The organism is Arenimonas sp., from assembly GCF_035312645.1.
Taxonomy (GTDB): Bacteria; Pseudomonadota; Gammaproteobacteria; order Xanthomonadales; family Xanthomonadaceae; genus Arenimonas.
In genome coordinates, this window is record NZ_DATGBO010000118.1 from 1 (window position 1) to 22,541 (window position 22,541).

Below are 22,541 nucleotides of genomic sequence, written 5' to 3' on the forward strand. Positions count from 1 at the left end.
CTGCCGACATCGCGCTGGCGTGGCGCAGCGGCGATCGCTACCGTCTCGGCGCAGCCACATTCGAAGGCCAGCAGTTCGAGCCCGGCCTGCTCGATAAACTCGTGCCGTGGAAAATTGGCGAGCCCTACGATCAGGCCCGGCTGTTGCGCCTGCAACAGAGCCTGGTCGATCTCGACTATTTCAATGCCGTCAGCGTCACGCCCGAGCCCGGCAAGGCGCGCGACGGCCAAGTGCCGATCAAGATCGCGCTTGCGCCGGCCAAGCGCAGCATCTACAGCGCCGGGTTGCGCTACGGCACCGACAGCGGCGCGGGCGTGTCGGCACGAGCCGAACGGCGCTGGATGAATCGGCGCGGGCACAAAGCGCTGATCGACATCAATCTCGCGCAGAACAAGAGCGACGCGACCGCGCAGTACCGCATTCCCGCCTTCAAGTGGCTGGACGGCTGGTATGCGATCAGCGCCAGCGCGCGTTCGGAGCAGATCGAGGACAGCAAGACCGAATACGTCGAACTCTCGGCCACGCGCAGCGGCCGCTGGCACAACTGGAACCTGCTCGCCGGCGTGACCTTCAAGCGCGAGCGTTACGATGAGGTCGCGAACGTATTGTTCGGCACCTACGGGTATTCCACGCTGGTGTATCCCTCGTTGTGGGCGCAATGGAAAGAAGCCGACGACCCCGTCTATCCGCGCCACGCCAAAGGCCTGACTGTGGAAGTGCGTGGCGGCAGCCGCGCGCTCGGCTCGGATGTCGACTTCCTGCAGGCGCGCGTCGAGGGCCGCTACATCCGCGCGTTCGGCGCCGACAATCGCCTTCTGCTGCGCGGTGAATTGGGCAGCATCGCCAGTGGCGATTTCGATCTGCTGCCACCGTCGCAACGTTTCTATGCCGGCGGCGACAAGAGCGTGCGCGGCTTCGGCTACAAGGAAATCGGCCAACATTTCGGCAACGTGGTGATCGAGCGCGACGGTCGCACGTTGATCAATCCGGTGGTCGGCGGCAAACACCTCGCGGTCGCCAGCGTCGAGTTCGAACACATGTTCACGCCGACCTGGGGCATGGCGGTCTTCGCCGATGCCGGCGATGCCTACGATAAAAAATTTCAGGCAGCGTTCGCGATCGGCGCCGGCCTGCGCTGGCGTTCGCCGGTCGGCCCGGTGCGTCTGGACATCGCGCGCGGCGATCAGGACGATCGACAAACCCTGCGCCTGCATCTCGTGATCGGGCCGGACCTGTGAAGGCCTGGCGTGTCATCCGCTGGCTGTTTGCGCTCGCGCTGATCCCGTTGCTGATCGCCATCGCCACCGGCGGCTGGCTGCTGCGCAGCGACAGCGGCCGCGACTGGCTGCTGTTACGCGTCAACACGGTATTGCCAGCCGGCGCGACGCTGCGCTGGGAGCATATCGACGGCACCTTGGCCGGACCGCTGGAAATCCGCGGCCTCCATTACGTGGACGGCGATCTGCGTTTCGACGCCGCGCGCCTACGCATCGATCACGGGCTCTGGCCGTTGCTGTCGCGTCGGCTCGACATCCATTCACTGGAACTCGAGCACGCGCAGTTGTCGCTGCCGAAAAACGACAAGCCGTTCGAACTGCCGCGTTGGCCGGACATATTGCCGAAGCTCGACCTGCCGCTCACCGTGACAGTGACGAAACTCTCGCTAAATGATCTGCAGGTATCGCGCGCCGGGCAGTCGCTGATTCATATCGATAGCGTCGATGCCGCTGGTAGCGTGGGCGTCGGCGCGCTCGACCTCGATCATCTCGATCTCGCCAGCGATCGCGGCAGCCTGCATCTGACCGGCACCTATGCACCGCGCGATCATTTCCGCACGCAACTCGCTGGCGACGCGTTGCTGACGGTCGTGGGTGGGTCGCCCACGCGTGCGGTGCTCAAGGCCAGCGGCGATCTCGACGATTTCCGTCTCGCGCTCGACGCCAACGCGCCGGAGCCGTTGACGCTGCGCCTCGCGCTCAAGGACGGCAGCAGTACGCCGCACTGGTCCTTCGAGGGGAAAAGCGAACGCCTGTTGCTGGAATCCTTCGGCCTGCCCGCAGATCAACCGCTTTCCTTCGATCTGCAGGCGACCGGCCAGAGTGGCGACGCGCAGCTGCAGGGCCGGATCAAACGCGGCGAGCTCACCATGGCGATCGCGCCATCGCGTCTGCGCCTCGACGCCGGCGTGATCACGCTCGATCCGTTGCTCGTCGATCTCGTGCAGGGGCGCGTGCGTGTCGCCGGAACGCTGGCGCTGGAAGGCGAAAATCCGCGCTTCGATCTGCGCGTCGGCAGCACGGCACTGCGCCTCGATCCGCAGGCCGGCACTGTCGGTTCGCTGCCGGTGCTGGCACACGGTGATGCGCAGATCGCCGGACTCCTGCGCGACTGGACGCTCAAGGGTGACGCCGGATTCTCCCGTGGTCGCGACAAGGCCACCTTGACACTTGCCGGTCATGGCGATGCGCAGCAATTGAAACTCGATTCCCTGCTCGCGAAATCGCCGACCGGCGTGTTGCAGGGCAAAGGCGAGCTGCGCTGGCAGCCGCGCCTCGCTGCGAATTTGAATGCAACGCTTGCGGGCTTCGATCCCGGCTATTTTTTCCCCGACTATCCCGGTGCGCTTACCGGCAAGCTGATGGCAAACGGCGAGCAACGCGGCGATGATCGCTGGCAGGGCGATCTGCGCGTCGACGATCTCAGCGGCAGTCTGCGGCAGCGCGCGCTGGCCGGACGGGCGCGCCTGCATTGGGATGGCAGCGCCGGCGACGGCGAGATTCGCCTGGGCATCGGCAACAGTCGTGTCGATGCCAGCGGCCGCATCGGCGATCGCGTCGACGTGCAGGCGAATTTCGCACCGCTCGATCTCGCCGATGTTTTTGCCGATGCCAGTGGTCGTGTGCGTGGTCACATCGAGATCAATGGCGCGCGTTCCGCGCCGGGCTATGTCGTCGACCTGCAAGGCGATGAATTGCATTGGGCCGGTCTCGCCAGCGCGACGTTCCGCGCGCAGGGCAGGTTGCCGGCGAGCGGCCGCGATGGCCATCTGCAATTGAGCGCGAACAAGCTGACGCTGGCCGGCGAGAATTTCGACACGCTCGCCGTTACGCTCACCGGCAGCGTGTCGGCACTGCATGCGCGTGGCGACATCGCTGGCGATATCGGCCGGCTTGGCTTCGACGGCAGCGCGAATGGCGCCGGCGAAAACAGGCAGGGGCAAATCCAGTCGTTGCGTCTGGCGCCGAAGGTCGGACCGGTGTGGTCGCTGTCGGCGCCCGCGAAATATCGTTATGCGGCCGGCAGTCTCCGTCTCGATCGCGCCTGCCTGCAGGCGACCGCGCCTGGAGGAAATCTGTGCTTGCAGGCGAACGGCGAACAGGCCGCGTTGACCGGTGAGCATCTGCCGCTGGCTCTGCTCGCGCCGCTGCTCGCCGACCCAACGCTCAAGCCGTTTGGCGAAGCTGCGCTCGAGGGTCACTTCGCACGTCGCGCCGGCGCCTGGGGTGGCACGTTGGCATTGCGTTCGGCCGAGGGCGGACTGCGTCTGGATCCAACGTCGCCGCGCGAAGTGGTGAGTTATTCCGACCTGCATCTTGACGCGCAGCTGCAGGGCGAAAGCCTCGGCGTGAAACTCGCGGCGCAACTGCCGGAGAAGGGCAGCATCTCCGGCGAATTGCACACAGGCTTGCGCGGCGACGCGACGCTCGCTGGCGAGCTGACGCTGGACATCAACCGTCTCGATTGGCTGGAGTTGTTTTCCGTCGACCTGGCCAATCCAAAAGGACGCATCGACGGGCACCTCCTGATCGGTGGGCGCGTCGCGGCGCCGACGCTCAGCGGGCAGGCGAAATTGAGTGCGTTCGTCGGCGAACTGCCCGGTCTCGGCGTCAAATTGCATGAGGGCGAAATCCTCTTGCGCGGCGATGCCAGCGGCCAGACGCGGATCAGCGGCCAAGTGACGTCGGGCGCGGGTCGTTTGCTCGCCGACGGTCTGCTCGATCTCGGCAACAAGGAAAAGCCGCTGCAGCTGCGTCTGCACGGCGACAACATCACCGCCGCCGACACGAGCAATTTCGAGGCAGTGATCAGTCCCGATCTCGATCTCGCCTATGGTCATGACGTGCTGCAATTGCGCGGCGTCGTCACGGTGCCGTCAGCGCGCGTAGATCTCGAGCGTCTCGACAGCAGTCTGTCGGCGTCGCCCGACGTGGTGGTGCTCGATCCACGCGATCCCGCCGGCGTTGGCACGTTCCTGGTCGATACCGATGTCGAGGTGCGCCTTGGCGATCAGGTGCGATTGAAAGGCTTCGGGCTCGACGGCCGCATCGGCGGCGCGCTGCGCCTGCGCGATCAACCCGGGCGCGCGCCGATCGCCAACGGCACGCTGGACGTGCGCGGCAAGTACACCGCGTATGGTCAAGCGCTGCAGATCCGCCAGGGCCGGCTGACTTACGTCAACGCCGCCTACGACAATCCAGTGCTCGATATCCGCGCCGAGCGCGTGATCGAAAACATCACCGTCGGCGTGCGTGTGCGCGGGACGGCGTTGGCGCCGGAAACGGCGGTGACCTCGTCGCCGGCGATGCAGCCGACCGAGGCGCTGTCGTGGCTGGTGTTTGGCCGGCCGCTGACTTCGACCAACGGCGACGAAGCGCGCAGCTTGAGTGCGAGCGCGATGGCCTTGGGCGCGGGCGGCAATCTGATCGCGCAGCAACTCGGCGCGAAGCTCGGCCTCGACCAGGCCGGCATCGCCGAATCGCAGGCGCTGGGCGGTGCGACGCTGTCGATCGGCAAGCGCATCTCACCGAAACTGTTCCTCAGCTACGGCATTTCGTTGATCGGCACCGGCCAGGTGATCACGCTCAAATACCTGATCCGGCGCGGCTTCAACCTGCAGCTTGAATCGGGTACGGAATCGGCAGCTTCGCTCAACTGGCGCAAGGAAAAATGATGGTGCCGTGCTGGCACGCATTCGTCTCGCGGGATTGCGCGCGAATGCGGCATGGCAAGCGTTTGCCGATGTTTGCACCGGCGGCGCTGATACGCGCGTCGGCTTTCCGGTGACACCAACAAGAACGCCGCCCGAAGGCGGCGCTCTTGTTGCGGCGGTTGCGTAACGATCAGAACGTCATGCTGACGCCGACGTTGATCGAGTTGCGGTGCTGGGTGTCGTCGCCGAGGTGGCCGCGGTAGGCGAAGAACGCCTGCGAGTGCTCGTTGATCTGCATGTCGAAACCGAGGTCGGCTTCCACCCAGTTGTTCGACGGCGCGATGCCGTCGAGCTGGAAGTGGCCGTTCATCGAATTCGAACCGGCGAGCACGCTGGTGGCGTCGTTCTTGGTTTCGCCGGCGTAGGCCAGGCGGCCGTACGGGGTGATCTTGTGGCTGCCCATGTTGGCCGCGCCTTCGATCTGATAGCCGACGCGCCAGACCAGCGAGTCACGATCGAAACCGCCGAAGTTCATCGCGGTGCTGTCGCCGCCTTCTTCCGCATAGCTCTTCACCGACACTTTCTGCCAGACGGCATTGGCGAACACGCCGTGATGCAGGTCGCCGGTGCCGAAGTCGTAGCCGCCGCCGAATTCGAGGGCAAGGTGACGGGCATCGGTGTTGCCAGTTTCGTGGCGGGTGGTGGTGTGCAGGACGATGTCGCGACCGATATCGAGGCCGTTGCTGCCGCCCGAGACGATGCCGTCGATGTAGCCATTGCCGAAGGTCTTGGTGGCGTAGACCGAGGCCAGCACTTCCGTGCCGTCGAGCGAGCCGGCACCGAAATCACCGTTGGAACGCGCGACGCTGATCGCGCCGCCGAAGTTCACCGAATCGCTGTAGCGGAAATCGGCGCCAGCGGTGATCGTGGCGAGATTGCTGTCGGTTTCCGGTGAATTGCTGGTGCGGTCGTAGTTCTGGCTGCCGATCTGCAGATTGGCGTAACCGAAGGTATCGCCGTCCGGACGCTCGGTACCGCGCAGGTGGAAGATCTTGTTGTTGATGACGCTGCTGTGGTCTTCATAAACCTGCAGCGGCACTTCGCCGGCAAGCGAGACCTGGCCGGGCGCTTCGATCGTGGCGATCACGACGCTGGCCAGCGTTGCATGGCCGGCTCCCGTCGGATGCACGCCATCGGCGAACAGATAGGTGTTGTTCGCATTCGGTGCCACCAGCGTGGCCGTGCTGCAGGCGACCGAGCTGGGCACGGTGCAGGCCGGGTTGCTGACATTGGTGAAGCCATAGAGGGTCGGGTTGGCCATCACTTCGCTGACCAATGCATAGGTATTGATCGGAATGATGCCGACGCGGGTCAGGCTCAGGCCCTGGTTCAATGCGGCGTTGTAGCTGACCGAGGCGAAGCTCGCGGCGCCCGCAGCGGTGGGACCGGCAGCGACGAACTGCGGCGTCGCGCCAAGATCGGGCAGGTTGAACACCACGATGTAATTCGCGCCCGCGGCCTGCAGGGTCAGCACGTTGGTGATCACCGACGTGGCGACGCCGGCGGTGCCGGCCTGGATCTGCGCCTGGGTGGTCCAGACGCCGCCGCCGAGGTTGGCGAAGATGTCATTGGCGCCCATCCACACGGTGTACAGCGCATTGCCATCGGCACGGCCGCCGCGCGGGGTGAGGTATTGCGCCAGCTGCTGGCCCAGGCGCGGTGCGCCCGGATTGATGCAGGGGCCGGAGACGTTGGCGCAGGCGCCGCCGTAAGCGTAGTTGCTGCCGCCGGCGAGCGAATTGGTCTGGTTGTAACCGAATGCGGCGGCGATGATCTGCGCGGCGACCGGATCGGGATTGGTGGTGAAACTGTTGCCGGCTGGCAGAGCCGACAGCTGGGCGATGTTGCCGGCGTCGGAAAGGCTGTCACCGAACGTGACGACGCCGGTGAATTCCTGGGCTTGGGCGACGCTGGCGCCAGCGAGGGCAAGAGCGAGGGCGCCGGCCAGTTGATGGATGCGGGGCATGAGGTGACTCCTGGAGACGGGTGGGCAGTTCGACCGGTCGCGCTACGGTGCTGATGCGGCGCCGGGCAACCCGGTCCGCCTCCCCTCCCCTAGCCTTTCGCGGCCCACTCCGACGGTACTTGAGCCGTCGGATGTAAAGAACACATTAATACAAAGGCCGGAGCCATACCACAGGGCATGGAGCGATCGTCCGGCCCATCTGGTCAGCGCCCCCCGCCGTAACGTTTTTCGAGCCCGCGCGTATTGGGTGTCATGGAACAGGCACTGAGCTTCAGCGAACTCTATCGACAGCATGCCGAGGCGGTTTTCCGCCTGGCCTGGGTGCTCAGCGGCGAACGCGGCGAGGCCGAGGATCTGACTGCAGAAACCTTCGCCCGCGCCTTCGCCAGCAACAGCCGTATCGAGCAGGCGACGGTGCGCAGCTATCTGTACGCGATCGTGCGCAATCTGGTCGCATCCCGACAGCGACGACCGTTGCTTGAATTGACCGGCGACGAGGAACAGATCGACGGCGCGATTGACGCGGACCCGGGACCGGAGCAACGCGCCGAACTACGCCAGCGTCTCGCCCATGCCAGCGCCGGTTTGGCGTCCTTGCGTGAGCCCGATCGGCAGGTGCTGCTGCTCTGCGGCGTGCATGGCATGAGCAATCAGGAAATCGCCGATGCGCTAGGGCTTGAGCCGGGTCACGTTCGCGTGCGTCTGCATCGCGCCCGACGCCAACTCGCCGCCTTCATCACTTCACCTTCCACCCTCAATTCCGGGAGCCCGTCATGACCGTGCATGAAAACGTCATCCTTGATCTGCTGCCCAGCGTGCGCAGTGGCCAAGCCAGTGCCGAAAGCCGCGCGCTGGTGGAAAGTTATCTCGACGCGCATCCGCAGATCGCGAAATTCGCCGCGCTGATGCCCACGCCCGATCCGGGTCTGGAGCTGCGCGCACTGGGCCGGACGCGGCGTGAACTCGGCCGCGCGAGTTGGGAAAAAGCGCTCGCGATCACCTTCACGCTGCTGCCTTTCAGCTTCGCCACCGACGGCACGCATTTTCGTTTTCTGCTCGCCGACCAGCCAGGCATGATCGTTGGCCTGGCGGTCTGCGCAGCGGTGTTCTGGGCGCGCTATTTCCTGGCGGTGAAGCGCCGGCAGACATTGTGCTGATGCCAATCCATCGGCGCGCCGCGTGCCGCTCAGGCCACGCGGCGACGCTTGCTCAGATGCACCAGTAGCAGCGACAGCGCGGCCGGCGTCATGCCCGGAATACGCTGCGCTTGACCGAGGGTTTCCGGCTGTACCGAGGTCAGTTTTCCCTGCAGTTCCGCCGACAGGCCGGGAATACCGGTGAAGCTGAAACCCGCTGGAAAACGCGTGTCTTCGTGCTTCTTCTGGCGGGCGATATCGTCGCGTTGGCGCTCGAGATAGCCGGAATATTTCACGCCGATCTCGACCTGTTCGGCGACTTTTCCGTCGCTCACGCCCGGCCCCAGCGAGGGCAGCGCCATGAGTTTTTCGTAATCGAATTCCGGGCGCTTGATCAGGTCAAGCACCGTCGTTTCCCGCGTCAGTACGACGCCGGTGTGCTCTTCGACTTCGCGACCAAGCGCGTTGTTTGGCGCTGCCCAGAGCGCCGCCAGACGCGCGTTTTCGCCTGCGACCGCTTCGGTCTTGATCGAGAATGCAGCCCAGCGTTTTTCGTCGATGATCCCGAGTTCGCGCGCGGTCGGCGTGAGTCGCGCATCGGCGTTGTCCTCGCGCAATTGCAGACGGTATTCGGCGCGTGAAGTGAACATCCGATACGGCTCGGTCGTGCCGTGGGTGATCAGGTCGTCGATCAATACACCGATGTAGGCCTCGTCGCGGCGCGGCGCCCACGGCTGGCGCGATTGCGTAAAACGCGCGGCGTTCAGGCCGGCGACAAGCCCCTGCGCCGCTGCCTCTTCATAGCCGGTCGTGCCATTGATTTGACCGGCAAAAAACAGGCCTTCCACGCCTTTTGTCTCCAGCGACGCCTTCAGTCCGCGCGGGTCGAAATAATCGTATTCGATCGCGTAGCCGGGGCGGGTGATGTGCGCGTTTTCAAAGCCCTTGATCGACTGCACGAGTGCCTGCTGCACGTCGAACGGCAACGACGTCGAGATGCCGTTTGGATAGATTTCGTAAGTGTCCAGGCCTTCGGGCTCGATGAAGATCTGGTGCGAAGTCTTGTCGGCGAAACGCACCACCTTGTCTTCGATCGAGGGGCAATAGCGCGGGCCAATTCCCTCGATCACACCCGAATACATCGGCGAGCGATCGAGCGCGCCACGGATGATGTCGTGCGTGCGTTCGGAAGTGTGCGTGATCCAGCAAGAGACCTGGCGGGGATGTTCGTTGCCCGTGCCCATGAAGCTGAAAGTCGGAATCGGCGCATCGCCGGGTTGTTCGGCCAGGCCGGTGAAATCGATCGTGCGTGCGTCGATGCGCGGCGGCGTGCCGGTCTTCAGGCGATCGACGACGAACGGACCTTCGCGCAGGCGCTGCGCCAGCGTCGTTGCGGGCGGATCGCCGGCGCGGCCGCCGGCGTAATTGCTCAGGCCGACGTGGATTTTCCCGGCCAGAAACGTTCCCGCAGTCAGCACCACCGCGCGCGCATCGAAGCGCAAACCCGATTGCGTTATCACGCCATGCACGCGGCCGTTTTCGATGACGATGTCGTCGACCGCCTGCTGGAACAGCGAGAGATTCGCCTGGTTCTCGACCAGACAGCGGATCGCGGCCTTGTACAGCACGCGGTCGGCCTGCGCGCGCGTCGCGCGCACCGCCGGGCCTTTCGAGGCGTTGAGCGTGCGCCACTGGATGCCGGCGCGGTCGGCGGCCTGCGCCATCGCGCCGCCGAGGGCGTCGATTTCCTTGACCAGATGACCTTTGCCGATACCGCCGATCGCCGGATTGCAGCTCATCTGCCCGACGGTTTCGATGCTGTGCGTGAGCAGCAGCGTGCGTGCGCCGCCGCGTGCGGAGGCGAGGGCGGCTTCCGTTCCGGCATGCCCGCCGCCGATCACGATCACGTCAAATTGGTTCTGTTTTGTCATTTCCATTGCCTTGTTTCCGGCCGGGTCCGCCCCCTGCCAAAGCGCGGCACAGCGATCCCGGTTAGTGGTACTGCCCTAGCCGCGTATTCATTGGCTATCACGGCGCCCGGACCCCACCGGCCGCGCGCTGCCAGCCGGTCCCAAAACCCCGACGAAAGTGACCAAATTTGGCGAAATGTACGCCATTCTGGATTCCGGCCGGTTCATGCAACTTGAGTGGGGGTCGGCAGGAAGGCCGGAATATCCTGCTGGCCATCACACTCGACGGCCAGAACGCGGGTATATTGTGACCGTTATCACATCAAGACGTGTCGTTAAGTTATTGAAAATATTAGATTATTACAACGGCACGATAGTTGCTTATTAGAACAGATTCCGCGTTGAGATCTGTTTCACATGCTGAATTTTTCCGCCAGACATCCCAAATGTACGCGCCGGGCGCCCCGTCAGGCTCCGTCGCGCCCGTTTTTTGGCGGCTGCATTTCAGTCGCCGCGTCGATGTCGTTTATGCGGGTTTCCCTTGCAAGCCTCCTGCGCGTGGCACCGGGCGCAGATTGCAGGGGAGGCCCGGCATGGCCCGCCTGACGACCTCCCGCAACTGGCGCTGGTTGGTGCTGGCGACGGCCTTGTTCGCCGCCCCGGCATTCGCTACCGGCACCGTCGCCGGTACCGTGATCGATAACACCGCGACCCTCGACTACAGCGTCGCCGGTGTGCCCGCTGCGCCTGTCACCAGTGCGCCGGCCACGCTGGTCGTCGACGAACTGATCGAACTCACTCTGACTTGGCAGGACGGTTCCGCCGTCGCGGTCAGCACGCCCGATGTCGACGATGCACTGACTTTCCTGCTCACCAATACCGGCAACGGCGACGAGGCGTTTGGGCTCACGCGCAACAACGCCGTCGCCGGCGACAACTACGACCCCACCAACGGCACATCCGGCGCGATCTTTCTCGAAAGCGGTCTCGCGCCTGGCTTCCAGGCGAGCGGCGCGAATGCCGACACGCTGTACGTGCCCGGCAGCAACGATCCGAATCTCGCGCCCGATGCCGCGCAGATCATCTACGTCGTCAGCAACACGCCGAGCGCACTCGCCAATGGCAACACCGGTTCGGTGCGTCTGGATGTCGCGTCGCTGACGCCGGGTGCGGCCGGCTCGCCGCCCGGAACCTCGTTGTCGGCCGCATCGTCGCCGGCGATCGCGGGCGGGAAAAGAATCGCGGTCGCCGTGGTCGGCGCCGGCAATGCGCAGGCGCGGGCGGTCGGCACGTACGTGGTTGGCGGGCTGTCGGTGATCGTCACCAAGACGGTGTTGTCGATCGTCGATACGCATGGCGGCAACAGTCTTGAGCCGGGCGCGACCATCACCTACCGCGTGCTGATGACGCTGTCCGGCGCCGGCACCGCCGACAACCTCGTGATCACCGATCCATTGCCGGCGGAAGTCACCTACGTCACCAATTCCATTCTCGTCAACGGCGCCGCGCGCACCGATGCCGCCGACGCCGACAACGCACAGTTTTCCGCCAACACCGTTTCCGTTTCGCTGGGCAGCACGCCAGCGCCTGCCACCGTCACTGTCGATTTTCGCGCCACGCTCAACTGAAAGGAGTTGCCATGAAAGCCAAGTCGTTCATCCCCGCAATTTTCGCCGCCCTCTTGCTGGCCAGCTTGCATTCGGTCGCCTTCGCCGCACCGCCGGCCGGCGCGGTCGAACTCAAGAGCATCGCCGAGCAGGACGTGACCGTCACCGAAAATGGCAAGCAGGTCAGCAAGCGCCAGCCGGTGAAGAAGGCCGTGCCCGGCGATGAAGTGATCTACACGACCACGTTCCGCAACCTGATCAGCAAGCCGGTCGGCGACATCGCGGTCACCAATCCGTTGCCCAACAACACGACCTACGTTGCCGGCAGCGCGTTCGGAGAAAATTCCGTCATCACGTTCTCCGTCGATGGCGGCAAGACCTTTGCAGCGCCAGGCGCGCTGAAAGTCAAAGGCGCGGACGGCGCGCTGCGCGCTGCGCTTCCGGCGGACTACACGCATATCCGCTGGGTCTATCAGGGCGCGCTCGCCGTCGGCAAGACCGGCAGCGTCGGCTTCCACGCGCGGATCAACTGAGCGCGCCGCCATGAACCCCCTTCTTTCGCAAAGCCAGGCCGGCCTTTGGCCGCGTCGACTTCAGCATGCGTCGATGACGCATCCACCCTGGTTCCGACCTCCCAAGGCCGGCCGCGGGCCACCCCGCGCTGCCGGCCCTCCCTGACAAACAACCTGCAGCAATCACCTGTTTCCGCTTTTCGCTACTTCATTCAATCGAGGACACACTCATGAAACGCACTACCTCCAACAAGTCTCCACAGCTGAAGCTGACCGCGCTCGCCGCGGCCGGCCTGCTGTTGGGCTTCAGCCAATACGCAGCTGCCGCAGGCACGCTGTCCAACACCACCATCGGCAACCTGGCGACGCTGAACTACAGCGTCGGTGGCGTCGCGCAGACCGCGATTGGTTCTTCGGCGGCTGGTAACACCACCGGTGCCGGCACCGCGACGACGTTCCTGGTCGACAACAAGGTCAATGTGACCGTCGTTGAAGGCAACAGCACGTTCACCAGCGTCGTTCCGGGCGCGTTGACCCAGGTCACCACGTTCACCGTCAACAACCTCGGCAACACCGTGCAGGATTACGCGTTGAGCACGGCCAACCTGGCGTCCGGTACGGTGCTGTTCGCCAACACCGACAACTTCGACGGCACCGGCTGCAACTTCATGGTCGACGCCAACAACAACGGCCTGGCCGATGACGCCACCGGCACCTTTATCGACGAACTGATCCCGGATGCGTCCAAGACCGTATTCGTGGTCTGCAACATCCCGGCCACGCAGGTCAACAACGACTACGCAGTGGTCAGCCTGACCGCGACGACGGCGGTGGGTGGTACGGCGGCTTCGCAGGGTGCGGCTGTGACCCAGACCGCCGGTGCCGATACGGCTGGCGTGGATGTGGTGTTTGCCGATATCGCCGGTACCGACGATGCGGTGCGCGATGGCAAGGGCTCGGCGCGTGATGCGTACAAGGTCGTTTCCGCGACTCTGAGCGTGTCCAAGGTGGTGACGCCGATCTGCGATCCGTTCAACGGCAACACCAACCCGAAGAACATCCCGGGCGCGGCGGTGCAGTGGGCGATCACGATCCGCAACACTGGTGCCGCTGCGGCGACGCTGGCGACGGTTACCGACACCTTGAACGCCGCGTTGGCGTTCGACACCAAGCTGATCAGCGGCGCTGGCGCTCCGCCGGCAACCACCTGCACCAACGCAGGCGGTGCTTCGCTGTCGGCCTCGGGCTTCGGTGCGGTTACCGGCGTCGGTGCGACCACCTACGCAGCTCCGGGTATTGCGGGTCAGGCGACGACCGCTGGCGCGACCATTGCCGGTCAGAACATCACCATCAACTACGGCACCCTCGCGGCGCCGGCGGTGTTGTTGCCGGCGGGTAGCCTGGCTGCGGGCAACTTCATCACGGTCTACTTCAACACGTTCGTGCAGTAAGCGAACGCGACTGAAACCGTGACGGATCGTCTTCCGCCAAGTGGTTCCCCCTCCCGCACGGTTCGCCGTGCGGGAGAGGCTGTTTGCAGCTGGCTGGCCTCCGTGCCAGCCCGCTTTGCTCTGCGCGCGATCCGTGCACAGAGCAAAGCGGTGCTCGTTGCCTCCCTCGTTCTGCTGCCGCTGACCGCGTGGTCGGCGACGCCGCCGAACACGCCGGTCACCAACACCGCCACCGCGAGCTACCAGATCGCCGGCACGCCGATCAGCACCAGCGGTTCGGTAACGGTGACCACGGCGGCGCGCACGCCGGCGACGATCGAATTCCTACAGTACGCGGCCGCCGGTGGTGGCAGCGCGGTGCAGGTCAACGCCACGCAATGCAATGGCGGCCCGCTGCCATCGCCGAATTATCCGTTCCCGCCGGCGGCCACACTGACTGTGCCGGGCGCGATCAATCTCGCGCCGGCCACCGTGTATCGCAAGGGCGAGCCGGTGTTCATCCGCGTCACCGATTTCGACCACAACGTCAACGCGGCGGCGATCGACACGATCACCGTCACCGTCACCGCGCCCACCGGCGACAGCGAAACCCTCACGCTCTCGGAAACCGGCATTTCCACCGGTGTTTTCGTTGGTTATCTGATGTCGACCGCTGCGCCGGCCGCCGTGGGCAATTGCCAGTTGAGCGTGGCCAGCAACCAGATCATCACCAGCAGCTACACCGATCCGCTCGACGCCACCACGACGGTGAGCGCGAACGCTTTGGTCGATCCGTTTGGCACCGTGATCGATTCCGCCACCGGCCTGCCGGTCAACGGCGCCAGCGTGACGATCATCGACATCGCCACCGGCCTGCCCGCGACCGTGCTCTGCGACGATCTCACCACGGTGTTGCCGCAGCCGGTGACTTCGGGTTCGCCGACGGTTTGCGATGCAGTGATCACCCCCGGTGGCTTCCGCTTCCCACTCGTGCCGCCAGGAAATTATCGTCTGGTGATCACGCCGCCGGCCGGCTACGTCGCGCCGTCGACGGTGCCGGGTGCGAGCATCCCCGGCAGCCACAGCATCGTCGGTGCGCCCGGTAGCGGCGCGTCGTACGGCGGCAGCTTCACGCTGACGCCGGGACCGGCGGTGGTGATCGATCTGCCGATGGATGCCGGCGGCGGCGAATTGCAGATCACCAAGACTGCGGCGAAGACCAGCGTCGGCATCGGCGAATACGTGCCGTACATGCTGGTGATCAACAACACCGGTTCGGCGCCCAGCGCCGGCGTGCATATCGTCGATTACCTGCCGCGCGGCTTCCGTTATCAGCCGGGCTCAGCGCGTCGCGATGGTGTGGTGCTGGCCGATCCGGTGATCTCCGCCGATGGCCGCACGCTCACCTTCGATCTCGGCAGCATTCCGGGCAGCGCTTCGGTCACGCTGAAATATGTCGCTGTCGTCACCGCCGGCGCACCGACGGGCAAGGCCGAAAACATCGCGGCGGCAGCGGGTGGAATTTCCAACACCGCGCGCGCCAGCGTCAACGTGGTCGAAGATCTGATGCGTTCGCGCGCGATCCTCGAAGGCCGCGTGAGTTTCGATGCCTGCGACGCCCGCGGCGATGATCGCAACGGTCTCGCCAACGCGCGCATCGTGCTCGAAGACGGCACCTACATCCTTACCGACGAACACGGCCGCTGGCACGCCGAAAACATCCGGCCGGGCACGCACGTCGTGCAGCTCGATCTGGAATCGCTGCCCGCCGATGTCGAACTGGAAACCTGCGGCGGCAATTCCCGCAGCGCCGACAAGGGTCACGCGCAATTCGTCAACCTGCGCGGCGGTAGTTTGTGGCGCGTCGATTTCCATCTGCGCAAGAAAGTTGCCGACGCCGGCAAGGTCAGCCAGCAACTGCGCGCGACGCGCGACGCCGGCCAGGTCGCGCTGCAGCTGCAGCTCAAAGGCGACGCCGCCATCGCCAATGCATCCGCGACGCTGATGCTGCCGGCACAGGCACATCTGGTCGCAGGCAGCGTGCGCCTCAACGGCAGTGCGATCGATGCGGAAGAAAGCGACGGCGTGCTGGTCCTGCGCCTGCCCGCGCAGAACGCCGGCTGGACGGCGCAGCTGCAGGCAACGATCACCGCACCGGAGAACGCGCCCGCGAAAATTTCCTCGGTGGTGCGTGTGCTCGGCGCCGACAAGGCTGCGACCAGCATTCCGGCCGTCACCGCCGACGCCGATGCCAGGACCGACGCCGTGGAAGCGTCGGCACCGATGCTCGTCGCAGCATCGACAACGGTTGCTGCGGCAGCGGTTGACGATGGCCACCAGAATCTCGTCGAACAACTGCCCTACGACAAGGACTGGCTCGCCGCGGCGACGCCGGGCGCCGAATGGCTGCATCCGCAGGCTTCGTTCAAGCCGGCGCTGCCGGCAATCAAGATCGCGATCAAGCACGCGCCGACGGATACCGTCAGCGTGCGTGTGAACGGCGAAAAGGTCAGCGCGCTCAATTACGACGGCGCGCAGAGCAACGCTGCCGGCACGGTCAGCCTGTCGCTCTGGCGCGGTGTGCCGGTCAAGGAAGGCGACAACACGCTGGACGTGTCCGTGGTCGATGCCAGCGGCAAGGAAGTGCTGCGGCAGACGCGACACATCAGCTATTCCACCGACATCGCCAGCGCGGTGTTCGTGCCCGAGCTCTCGCGTCTGGTCGCCGATGGCAAGACCCGCCCGGTGATCGCGATGCGCTTCCTCGACAAGAACGGCCAGCCGGCGCGTCGCGGCATGAGCGGCGAGTTCGATATCAACTCGCCGTACCAGTCGGCGAACCAGCTCGATGCGATCCGCCGTGACCCATTGGGCGGCAAGGTCGGCGACCACGCGCGTTTTGAAATTGGCCAGGACGGCGTCGCGCTGATCGAACTTGCGCCGACCACGCAGTCGGGCGAGGCCATTCTCAAGTTCAACTTCAACGAACGCCGCGATGTCCAGGAAGTGCGCGCCTGGCTGGTGCCGGGCCAGCGCGACTGGATCCTGGTCGGTTTCGCCGAGGGCGTGATCGGCGCCAAGAACATTTCCGGCAACCACGACGCTTTCGCCAGCACCGGCGACGACGAGCAGTTGTTCGACGGCAACCGTGTCGCCTTCTACGCCAAGGGCACGATCAAGGGCGACACGCTGCTGACGATCGCCTACGACTCGGCCAAACGCCGTGGCGATGGTGGTGCGACGCTTGGCCAGGCGATCGATCCGAACCGCTATTACACGCTGTACGGCGATTCCACCCAGCCGTATTTCGATGCTGCCAGCCAGCGCAAGCTGTACCTGAAGATCGAGCGCAAGCAGTTCTATGCGCTGTTCGGCGATTTCGACACCGGCCTGACGGTCACGGAGTTCTCGCGCTACAGCCGCACCGTCAACGGCCTGAAGTCGGAATACCGCGGCGAGAAGTTCGGCTACAACGCGTTCGCGACGATGACCGCGCAGGCCTACGTCAAGGACGAGATCCCCGGCGACGGCACCTCGGGACTTTATCGCCTGTCGCGGCGCGACATCGTCGAAGGCAGCGACAAGATCCGCATCGAGACGCGCGATCGCTTCCAGTCGCAGAACATCCTCAAGACCCAGGTGCTGACGCGCTACCTCGACTACGACATCGACGTGCTCAACGGCACCTTGTTCTTCAAATCGCCAGTGCTCACGCGCGATGTCGATTTCAATCCGATCTACATCGTCGCCGAATACGAAGCCGGCGATTCCCGCCACGAGACGCTGACCTGGGGCGGCCGCGCGAATTTCCGTCCGACCGAAAACGTCGAGATCGGCGCGACCATGATCCACGAAGGCACGAAAGGCGCGACCGGCAACCTGCATGGCCTCGATGCCATCGTGCAACTCGACGACAAGACCAAGCTGGTTGCCGAATACGCGCAGAGCAATCGTCACGACGCGACCGAGCGTCTCGAAGGCGATGCCTGGAAAGTCGAGCTGACGCGCCACGACGAGAAGCTCGACGCCAAGGCCTATATCCGCCAGCAGGATGCGGGTTTCGGTCTTGGCCAGCAGGCGGGCGGCGAAAGCGGCACGCGCAAGATGGGCGTCGAAGCACGCGCGCGTATTTCCGACGACTTGACGCTGCAAGGCCAGGTCTATCGCCAGCAATTGCTGGGCTCGGACGTGCAGCGCGATGTCGCCGAGATCCGCGCTGACCAGAAGTTCGACAAACTCACTGGCTACTACGGTGCGCGTTATGCCCGCGACACCGATGGCAGCGGCGATGCCCGCACCACCGAACAACTGCTCGCTGGTCTCGCCTACGAGATGCCGAACAAGAAGATCACGTTGCGCGCCGGCGCCGAGATCGGCGTGGGCGCACAGAACGACAACACCGGCTTCCCCGATCGCCTCACTCTGGGCGTCGATTACGCGCTCAGCGACCGCACGACCCTGCTCGCCGAGCAGGAGTTCGCGCGTGGCGACAAGCTGCAGACCAGCATGACCCGCCTGGGCTTGCGCACGCGGCCATGGAAAGGCGGTGAAGTGGAAGCTTCGCTGGGCGACCAGTCTTCGCTCGATGGCGGCCGTGTTTTTGCGAATCTCGGCCTGGTGCAGCGCTGGGAAATCAACCAGCACTGGCGCACCGATATCGCGATCGATCGTTCGCAGACGCTGTCGGGCACGGCGGTGCCGTTCAGTACCAACCTCGCGCCGACCTCGGGCAGCGTTGAAGGTGACTACACCGCGGTCAGCGCCGGCCTGAACTACAACAACCAGGCTTGGTCGGCGAATGCGCGCATCGAGAAGCGCGTCTCGGATATCGGCGACAAACTCGACTTCCTGCTCGGCGCGCAGCGCACGCTCGACGACGGCCGCGTACTCGCCGCCGGCCTGCTTTATCTCGACACCAGCAACGACACCGGCCAGTCGCACAAGCTTGACGCGCGCTTCTCCTATGCCAGCCGCCAATCCGCGAGCGCCTGGACCTGGCTCAACCGTTTCGACTACATCGACGAATCCAGCCAGGACGCGATCGGCAATCTCAAGGCGCGCAAGCTGGTCAACAACACCAACCTCAACTGGATGCCGGGTCTGCACACGCAGGTCGCGCTGCAGTACGGCGCCAAGTACGTGTTCGACAGCATCGACGGCAGCGACTACAGCGGCTACACCGACCTGATGGGTCTGGAAGTGCGGCATGATCTCGGCGCGCGCTGGGATGTTGGCGCACATGCCTCGATGCTGCATTCCTGGGGCCCGGGCGTACGCAATTTTGGCGTCGGCGCCTCGCTGGGTTACAAGTTGGGCGGCAACACCTGGCTCGCGGTCGGCTACAACTTCCTGGGCTTCGACGATGCCGATTTCAGCGGCGCCGAATCCCGCGTGAAAGGCGCCTATCTCGCGATCCGCATCCGCTTCGACCAGGATCTGCTGAAGTTCGACCAGCACACATCGCAACCTGTCCGCAGCAAGCCATGAGGGAGCCCGTCACGTCCATGTCCACTCTCGCGCCGCGCTTCATGCACCGTTTCCGCTGGTTGCGCGGGCAGGGTTCGCGCGCGCTGATCGGCATGATGCTGCTGACGATCTTCGCGAGCTTCGGCGTGCCGGTGGCGAAGGCGGATCTGCGTGCGGCGCCGGTCTGGTACGACCAGAACGCGGTCAACACCACGCCCGATTGGCATTACCGCATCCCGATCAGCGTGCCCGCAGGCGCGACGGTCAACAGCACCGTCAAGTTCGACGTCGATTTCGCCGCGCAACTCACCGCGCTGGGCATCAACGGCACCTTCGACATCAACTCGCCGCGCGTCGTGCGCAGCACCGGTGCGTTGGCGACCAATCAGGAATACACCGACACCGTTTTCGCCGGCGCAACCGACGCGACCGGCAACTCGCGCGGCGAAGTTCGCTTCATCCTGCAGGACGCCGGCGCGGTTACCTACTATCTGTATTTCGACATCACCGCCAACGGCGCCAAACCGGCGAATCCGCAGGTCGCGATCAACGGCAACTTCGAATCCGATGCCAATGGCACGACGACGGTGCCAGAGGGTTGGGCAACGCGGGTGATCAGCGGCGCTCAGAACGCCGAGGTCCGCGCCAGCGAAAATCCGAGCATCACCGATGCCTCCAGCGGACAGACACGGACCACGGACGGCACGCCGCTCACCGGTGCCAATTCGTATCTGCTGGGCGAACGCACGGGCGCTCAACCCAACGGAAGTAATCCGGGCACCACCCTGACCAGAACGTTCGTGGTCCCCGCGACGACGCCGGGCAATCTGACTCTGCGTTGGCGTCCGGAGGGCTGGGACAGCTCCGCGAATGCTGCCACCACCTTCGATTTCATCCGGATCGAGGTCGTTGGCGCCACCACGACGGAAGTCGTCGGTCCGACGGCAGCCAACTACGTCACCAAGCCATTCAGTCCCAACTTTGCTTTGCAGACGGCAACCAATGCCCGCTCCGGCTATGGCCAGTACAACGGCTTCGACTGCACCACCACCGCCGTCCACCAGAACGGCATGACGGTGGGCTGCAACAGCGAGCCTTGGTTCACCGTGACGCAAAGCCTCGCCGCTTGGGCTGGACAGACGGTGACGCTGCGAATCCGCACCTTCACCAACGACGCCCAGTATCGCAGTTGGTACCACGTCGACGACGTCGAATGGTCCGTCGTCACCGCCACGCTCGGCACGCCGCAAGCCTTCGGCACCAACATCACCTTGCCGGCGGCGGCGGCGACGTTCACCGGCGGGCAGAAGCTGTCGATCACCGCGCAGGTCGATGCGCAGCCGACCGCGGCGGGAAATCCGGTCACTGCCGATGTTTTCGACAACGTCGGCACGCTGGTCGCGACCGGCATCATTCTCTACAACGACGGTACGCATGGCGACGTCACCGCCAACGATGCGATCTGGTCGAACAACGGCCTGACGCCGGCGAGTCCGACCTACACGATTCCGGCTGGCGCACCTTCGGGCGCAAATTGGTTGCTGCGCGTTTATGCGCGCGATGCCTCGACCAGCACGATCGGCGCGACTGCCGGCCTCGTGCATATTCCCGCACAGGCCAACGCGCCTTTCAGCCAGGCGAATTTCTACAACGTCGACGAGATCAACTTCACCGTCAACACGCCGCTGCTGACCAATCTCAAGACGGTCGCGGTGATCAGCGATCCGTTCAACGGCGCGGTCAATCCCAAGAACATTCCCGGCGCGTTCGAGCGCTACACCATCACCATCACCAACTCGGGCTCGGGCACGGTCGACAACAACACGATGGTGATCGTCGATCCGGTTCCGGCGAACACCGAATTGTTCACCGGCAATTTCTCCGGCGGTGCGCCCTACAGTTTTGTCACCAGCACCGGCACCGAAGCTACCGGCCTGACCTGCCCGTTCACCGCGCTGGGCAACCTCACCGACTGCGTGGATTTCTCCAACAACGGCGGCGTCAGCTGGACCTACGTGCCCAACGGCACCTTCGATCCGGCGGTGACCCACGTCCGCTTCACGCTGACCGGCGCGATGGCCGCCGATGCGCCGCTGGGCGCGCCCTCGCCGAACATCGCGATCGGGTTCCAGGTGCGGATCAAGTAGCGGTCCGGCGCGGAATTCGCTGCTGAGCCGACGACCGGGCGTTCGCTGCACCCTCGCCCGAGATCGCTGACATGAAAGGCCAGTGTTGGCACGCTTCCTGCTTACACCCGAAAGCACCTGCCGCGGCCAACGCCGGGGGGCGTCGACTCGACTGAACAGGGGCGAGTCAGGCGCGCGGCGGGGACGCCAGGCCGGTAGCTCCGGGGGGAGCTACCGGCTTTTTTTTGCCTGGAATTTGCCGCGCGTGTTTTTGTAGGAGCGGCGCGAGCCGCGATTTCTCACAGGCAGCGACGCAGATTGCTGGAAATCGCGGCTTGCGCCGTTCCTACGAACCGGAAGGAATGCCGACGCCCGGCGGGGTCGGTGGAACAGGGGGGATCCAGAGGAACCCCGGCCGGGCGCCGAGCAAGCGGGAAATCTCGACCCAGCGTCAGAAAGCGACGCATTGGGTCAGCTCACGGTCCAAGCATGCGACCAAGCGACGGCACCCCGCAAGCGCGGGGCATCGCCACACCAGCAATCAGCCGTCGCGACCGCGCCCATTGTTGCGGCCACGCCTTGGCGATTCGGGCTCCGGGCTGCCGGAGGCGGGCGCTGTCGAAGGCGCTGGGGCCGGCGACCAGCTCGGCATCGGCTGCGGTGTTCGCTGCTGCGCGGGTTGTTCGGGCCAGCGCTCGCGAATCGGCTGAATGCGCCGGGGCGGCGGTTGATCGCTACGGGGCGGATTGTTCGGGCGTTGCGATGGCTGGTCAGGCAGCGATTCGCCGAGGCGGACCGGACGATTGAAGTCCTCGTACGGATCCGGGCGCGGGACGCGCCGTCGTTGCCCCGCACCCGGGTCAGGCTGCGCCGCCACTGGCGGCATCGGCGCGATCGGTGGCGTCGCGTAAGGCGGTTGCTGGCGATGCGGCGGATGCGTCGGCCAAGGACGATCATGCCCGTTGAACGATCCGCGATAGCCGTAACCCGGGCCTTGACCGTAATACCGGTCGTATCGGTGCTGATAGAACGGCCAGCCGGGATTGCCGAAAAAGAGCGAGAAACCGCTGTAACCGAAAGGCTGATAAAAGCTGCCGAAATCGTAGGCGGCGCAATTGCGGTACTGCACCGAGCAATAACCATCGAAACCCGATAGCCCGATCGCCCCGAAGAACGGATCGAAACCGAAACCATAAACGCCATAGCCATCGTCAAACCGACTCGGCTCGGGCGCGTAGTAATAGTCACCGCGACCATCGCCAGCCGGCGAGTAATAACTGCCGTCGCGATAGACCGTGCCGTTTTCGGCGTACCCACCCGATGTGCTGGCGCAACCCGACAAACCCAGGGTCAGCGCGATCAGTGCGAGAACATGTGACTGTGCCATGGCGCACCCCC

At 64.8% G+C, this 22,541-nt stretch carries 12 protein-coding genes; 9 read left to right on the plus strand and 3 right to left on the minus strand.

Going from position 1 to position 22,541, the window contains the following annotated elements; genetic code table 11:
* A partial coding sequence (locus VKM35_RS10825) for an autotransporter assembly complex family protein (RefSeq protein ID WP_324321032.1) occupies nucleotides 1–1,238 on the plus strand: 1,238 nt, incomplete at its 5' end.
* The gene (locus VKM35_RS10830) at nucleotides 1,235–4,951 is read left to right on the plus strand and encodes a translocation/assembly module TamB domain-containing protein (protein WP_324321033.1); all 3,717 of its coding nucleotides are present in this window, start codon (nucleotides 1,235–1,237) and stop codon (nucleotides 4,949–4,951) included. The genes VKM35_RS10825 and VKM35_RS10830, both read left to right, overlap by 4 nt.
* A 169-nt stretch (nucleotides 4,952–5,120) precedes the next feature.
* Here VKM35_RS10830 and VKM35_RS10835 read toward each other — a convergent pair whose 3' ends face one another.
* The gene (locus VKM35_RS10835) at nucleotides 5,121–6,956 is read right to left on the minus strand and encodes an autotransporter domain-containing protein (RefSeq protein ID WP_324321034.1); all 1,836 of its coding nucleotides are present in this window, start codon (nucleotides 6,954–6,956) and stop codon (nucleotides 5,121–5,123) included.
* A gap of 252 nt (nucleotides 6,957–7,208) precedes the next feature.
* Here VKM35_RS10835 and VKM35_RS10840 point away from each other — a divergent pair, with 252 nt between their 5' ends.
* Together VKM35_RS10840 and VKM35_RS10845 are read left to right on the plus strand one after the other, a co-directional pair.
* On the plus strand, nucleotides 7,209–7,733 hold the full coding sequence (locus VKM35_RS10840) for an RNA polymerase sigma factor (protein ID WP_324321035.1): 525 nt from the start codon (nucleotides 7,209–7,211) through the stop codon (nucleotides 7,731–7,733).
* Nucleotides 7,730–8,113 carry a hypothetical protein gene (locus tag VKM35_RS10845; protein WP_324321036.1) on the plus strand — a complete coding sequence of 128 codons (384 nt, stop codon included), beginning with the start codon at nucleotides 7,730–7,732 and terminating at the stop codon, nucleotides 8,111–8,113. The genes VKM35_RS10840 and VKM35_RS10845 overlap by 4 nt, the downstream gene beginning before the upstream one ends.
* Before the next feature lie 29 nt (nucleotides 8,114–8,142).
* On the opposite strand, the gene mnmG is transcribed toward VKM35_RS10845, so the two are convergent.
* Nucleotides 8,143–10,023, minus strand: a complete 1,881-nt coding sequence (gene mnmG, locus VKM35_RS10850) for a tRNA uridine-5-carboxymethylaminomethyl(34) synthesis enzyme MnmG (protein ID WP_324321037.1) — start codon at nucleotides 10,021–10,023, stop codon at nucleotides 8,143–8,145.
* 572 nt (nucleotides 10,024–10,595) lie between these two features.
* On the opposite strand from mnmG, the gene VKM35_RS10855 reads away from it, so the two are divergent.
* From VKM35_RS10855 to VKM35_RS10875, 5 genes are all read left to right on the plus strand, one after another.
* Nucleotides 10,596–11,630, plus strand: coding sequence for a hypothetical protein (locus VKM35_RS10855; RefSeq protein WP_324321038.1), 1,035 nt, complete (start codon nucleotides 10,596–10,598; stop codon nucleotides 11,628–11,630).
* A gap of 11 nt (nucleotides 11,631–11,641) precedes the next feature.
* On the plus strand, nucleotides 11,642–12,142 hold the full coding sequence (locus VKM35_RS10860; RefSeq protein WP_324321039.1) for a hypothetical protein: 501 nt from the start codon (nucleotides 11,642–11,644) through the stop codon (nucleotides 12,140–12,142).
* A 209-nt stretch (nucleotides 12,143–12,351) separates the two neighbouring features.
* A complete protein-coding gene (locus VKM35_RS10865; protein WP_324321040.1) occupies nucleotides 12,352–13,572 on the plus strand; it encodes a hypothetical protein in 1,221 nt (406 codons plus the stop codon).
* A gap of 150 nt (nucleotides 13,573–13,722) precedes the next feature.
* Nucleotides 13,723–19,038 (plus strand): hypothetical protein, encoded by a 5,316-nt coding sequence (locus tag VKM35_RS10870; RefSeq protein WP_324321041.1) that lies wholly within the window; start codon nucleotides 13,723–13,725, stop codon nucleotides 19,036–19,038.
* Nucleotides 19,039–19,055: 17 nt separating this feature from the next.
* Nucleotides 19,056–21,164 (plus strand): hypothetical protein, encoded by a 2,109-nt coding sequence (locus VKM35_RS10875; RefSeq protein WP_324321042.1) that lies wholly within the window; start codon nucleotides 19,056–19,058, stop codon nucleotides 21,162–21,164.
* 520 nt (nucleotides 21,165–21,684) lie between these two features.
* Here VKM35_RS10875 and VKM35_RS10880 read toward each other — a convergent pair.
* On the minus strand, nucleotides 21,685–22,530 hold the full coding sequence (locus tag VKM35_RS10880; protein WP_324321043.1) for a hypothetical protein: 846 nt from the start codon (nucleotides 22,528–22,530) through the stop codon (nucleotides 21,685–21,687).
* Between the last annotated feature and the right edge of the window lie 11 nt (nucleotides 22,531–22,541).

What these genes read in the sequence shown, in the direction of transcription:
- VKM35_RS10835 (WP_324321034.1), bottom strand. Translation starts at nt 6,956, where the DNA reads ATGCCCCGCATCCATCAACTGGCCGGCGCCCTCGCTCTTGCCCTCGCT.
- VKM35_RS10840 (WP_324321035.1), top strand. Translation starts at nt 7,209, where the DNA reads ATGGAACAGGCACTGAGCTTCAGCGAACTCTATCGACAGCATGCCGAG.
- VKM35_RS10845 (WP_324321036.1), top strand. Translation starts at nt 7,730, where the DNA reads ATGACCGTGCATGAAAACGTCATCCTTGATCTGCTGCCCAGCGTGCGC.
- VKM35_RS10865 (WP_324321040.1), top strand. Translation starts at nt 12,352, where the DNA reads ATGAAACGCACTACCTCCAACAAGTCTCCACAGCTGAAGCTGACCGCG.
- VKM35_RS10855 (WP_324321038.1), top strand. Translation starts at nt 10,596, where the DNA reads ATGGCCCGCCTGACGACCTCCCGCAACTGGCGCTGGTTGGTGCTGGCG.
- VKM35_RS10860 (WP_324321039.1), top strand. Translation starts at nt 11,642, where the DNA reads ATGAAAGCCAAGTCGTTCATCCCCGCAATTTTCGCCGCCCTCTTGCTG.
- VKM35_RS10875 (WP_324321042.1), top strand. Translation starts at nt 19,056, where the DNA reads ATGTCCACTCTCGCGCCGCGCTTCATGCACCGTTTCCGCTGGTTGCGC.
- mnmG (WP_324321037.1), bottom strand. Translation starts at nt 10,023, where the DNA reads ATGACAAAACAGAACCAATTTGACGTGATCGTGATCGGCGGCGGGCAT.
- VKM35_RS10880 (WP_324321043.1), bottom strand. Translation starts at nt 22,530, where the DNA reads ATGGCACAGTCACATGTTCTCGCACTGATCGCGCTGACCCTGGGTTTG.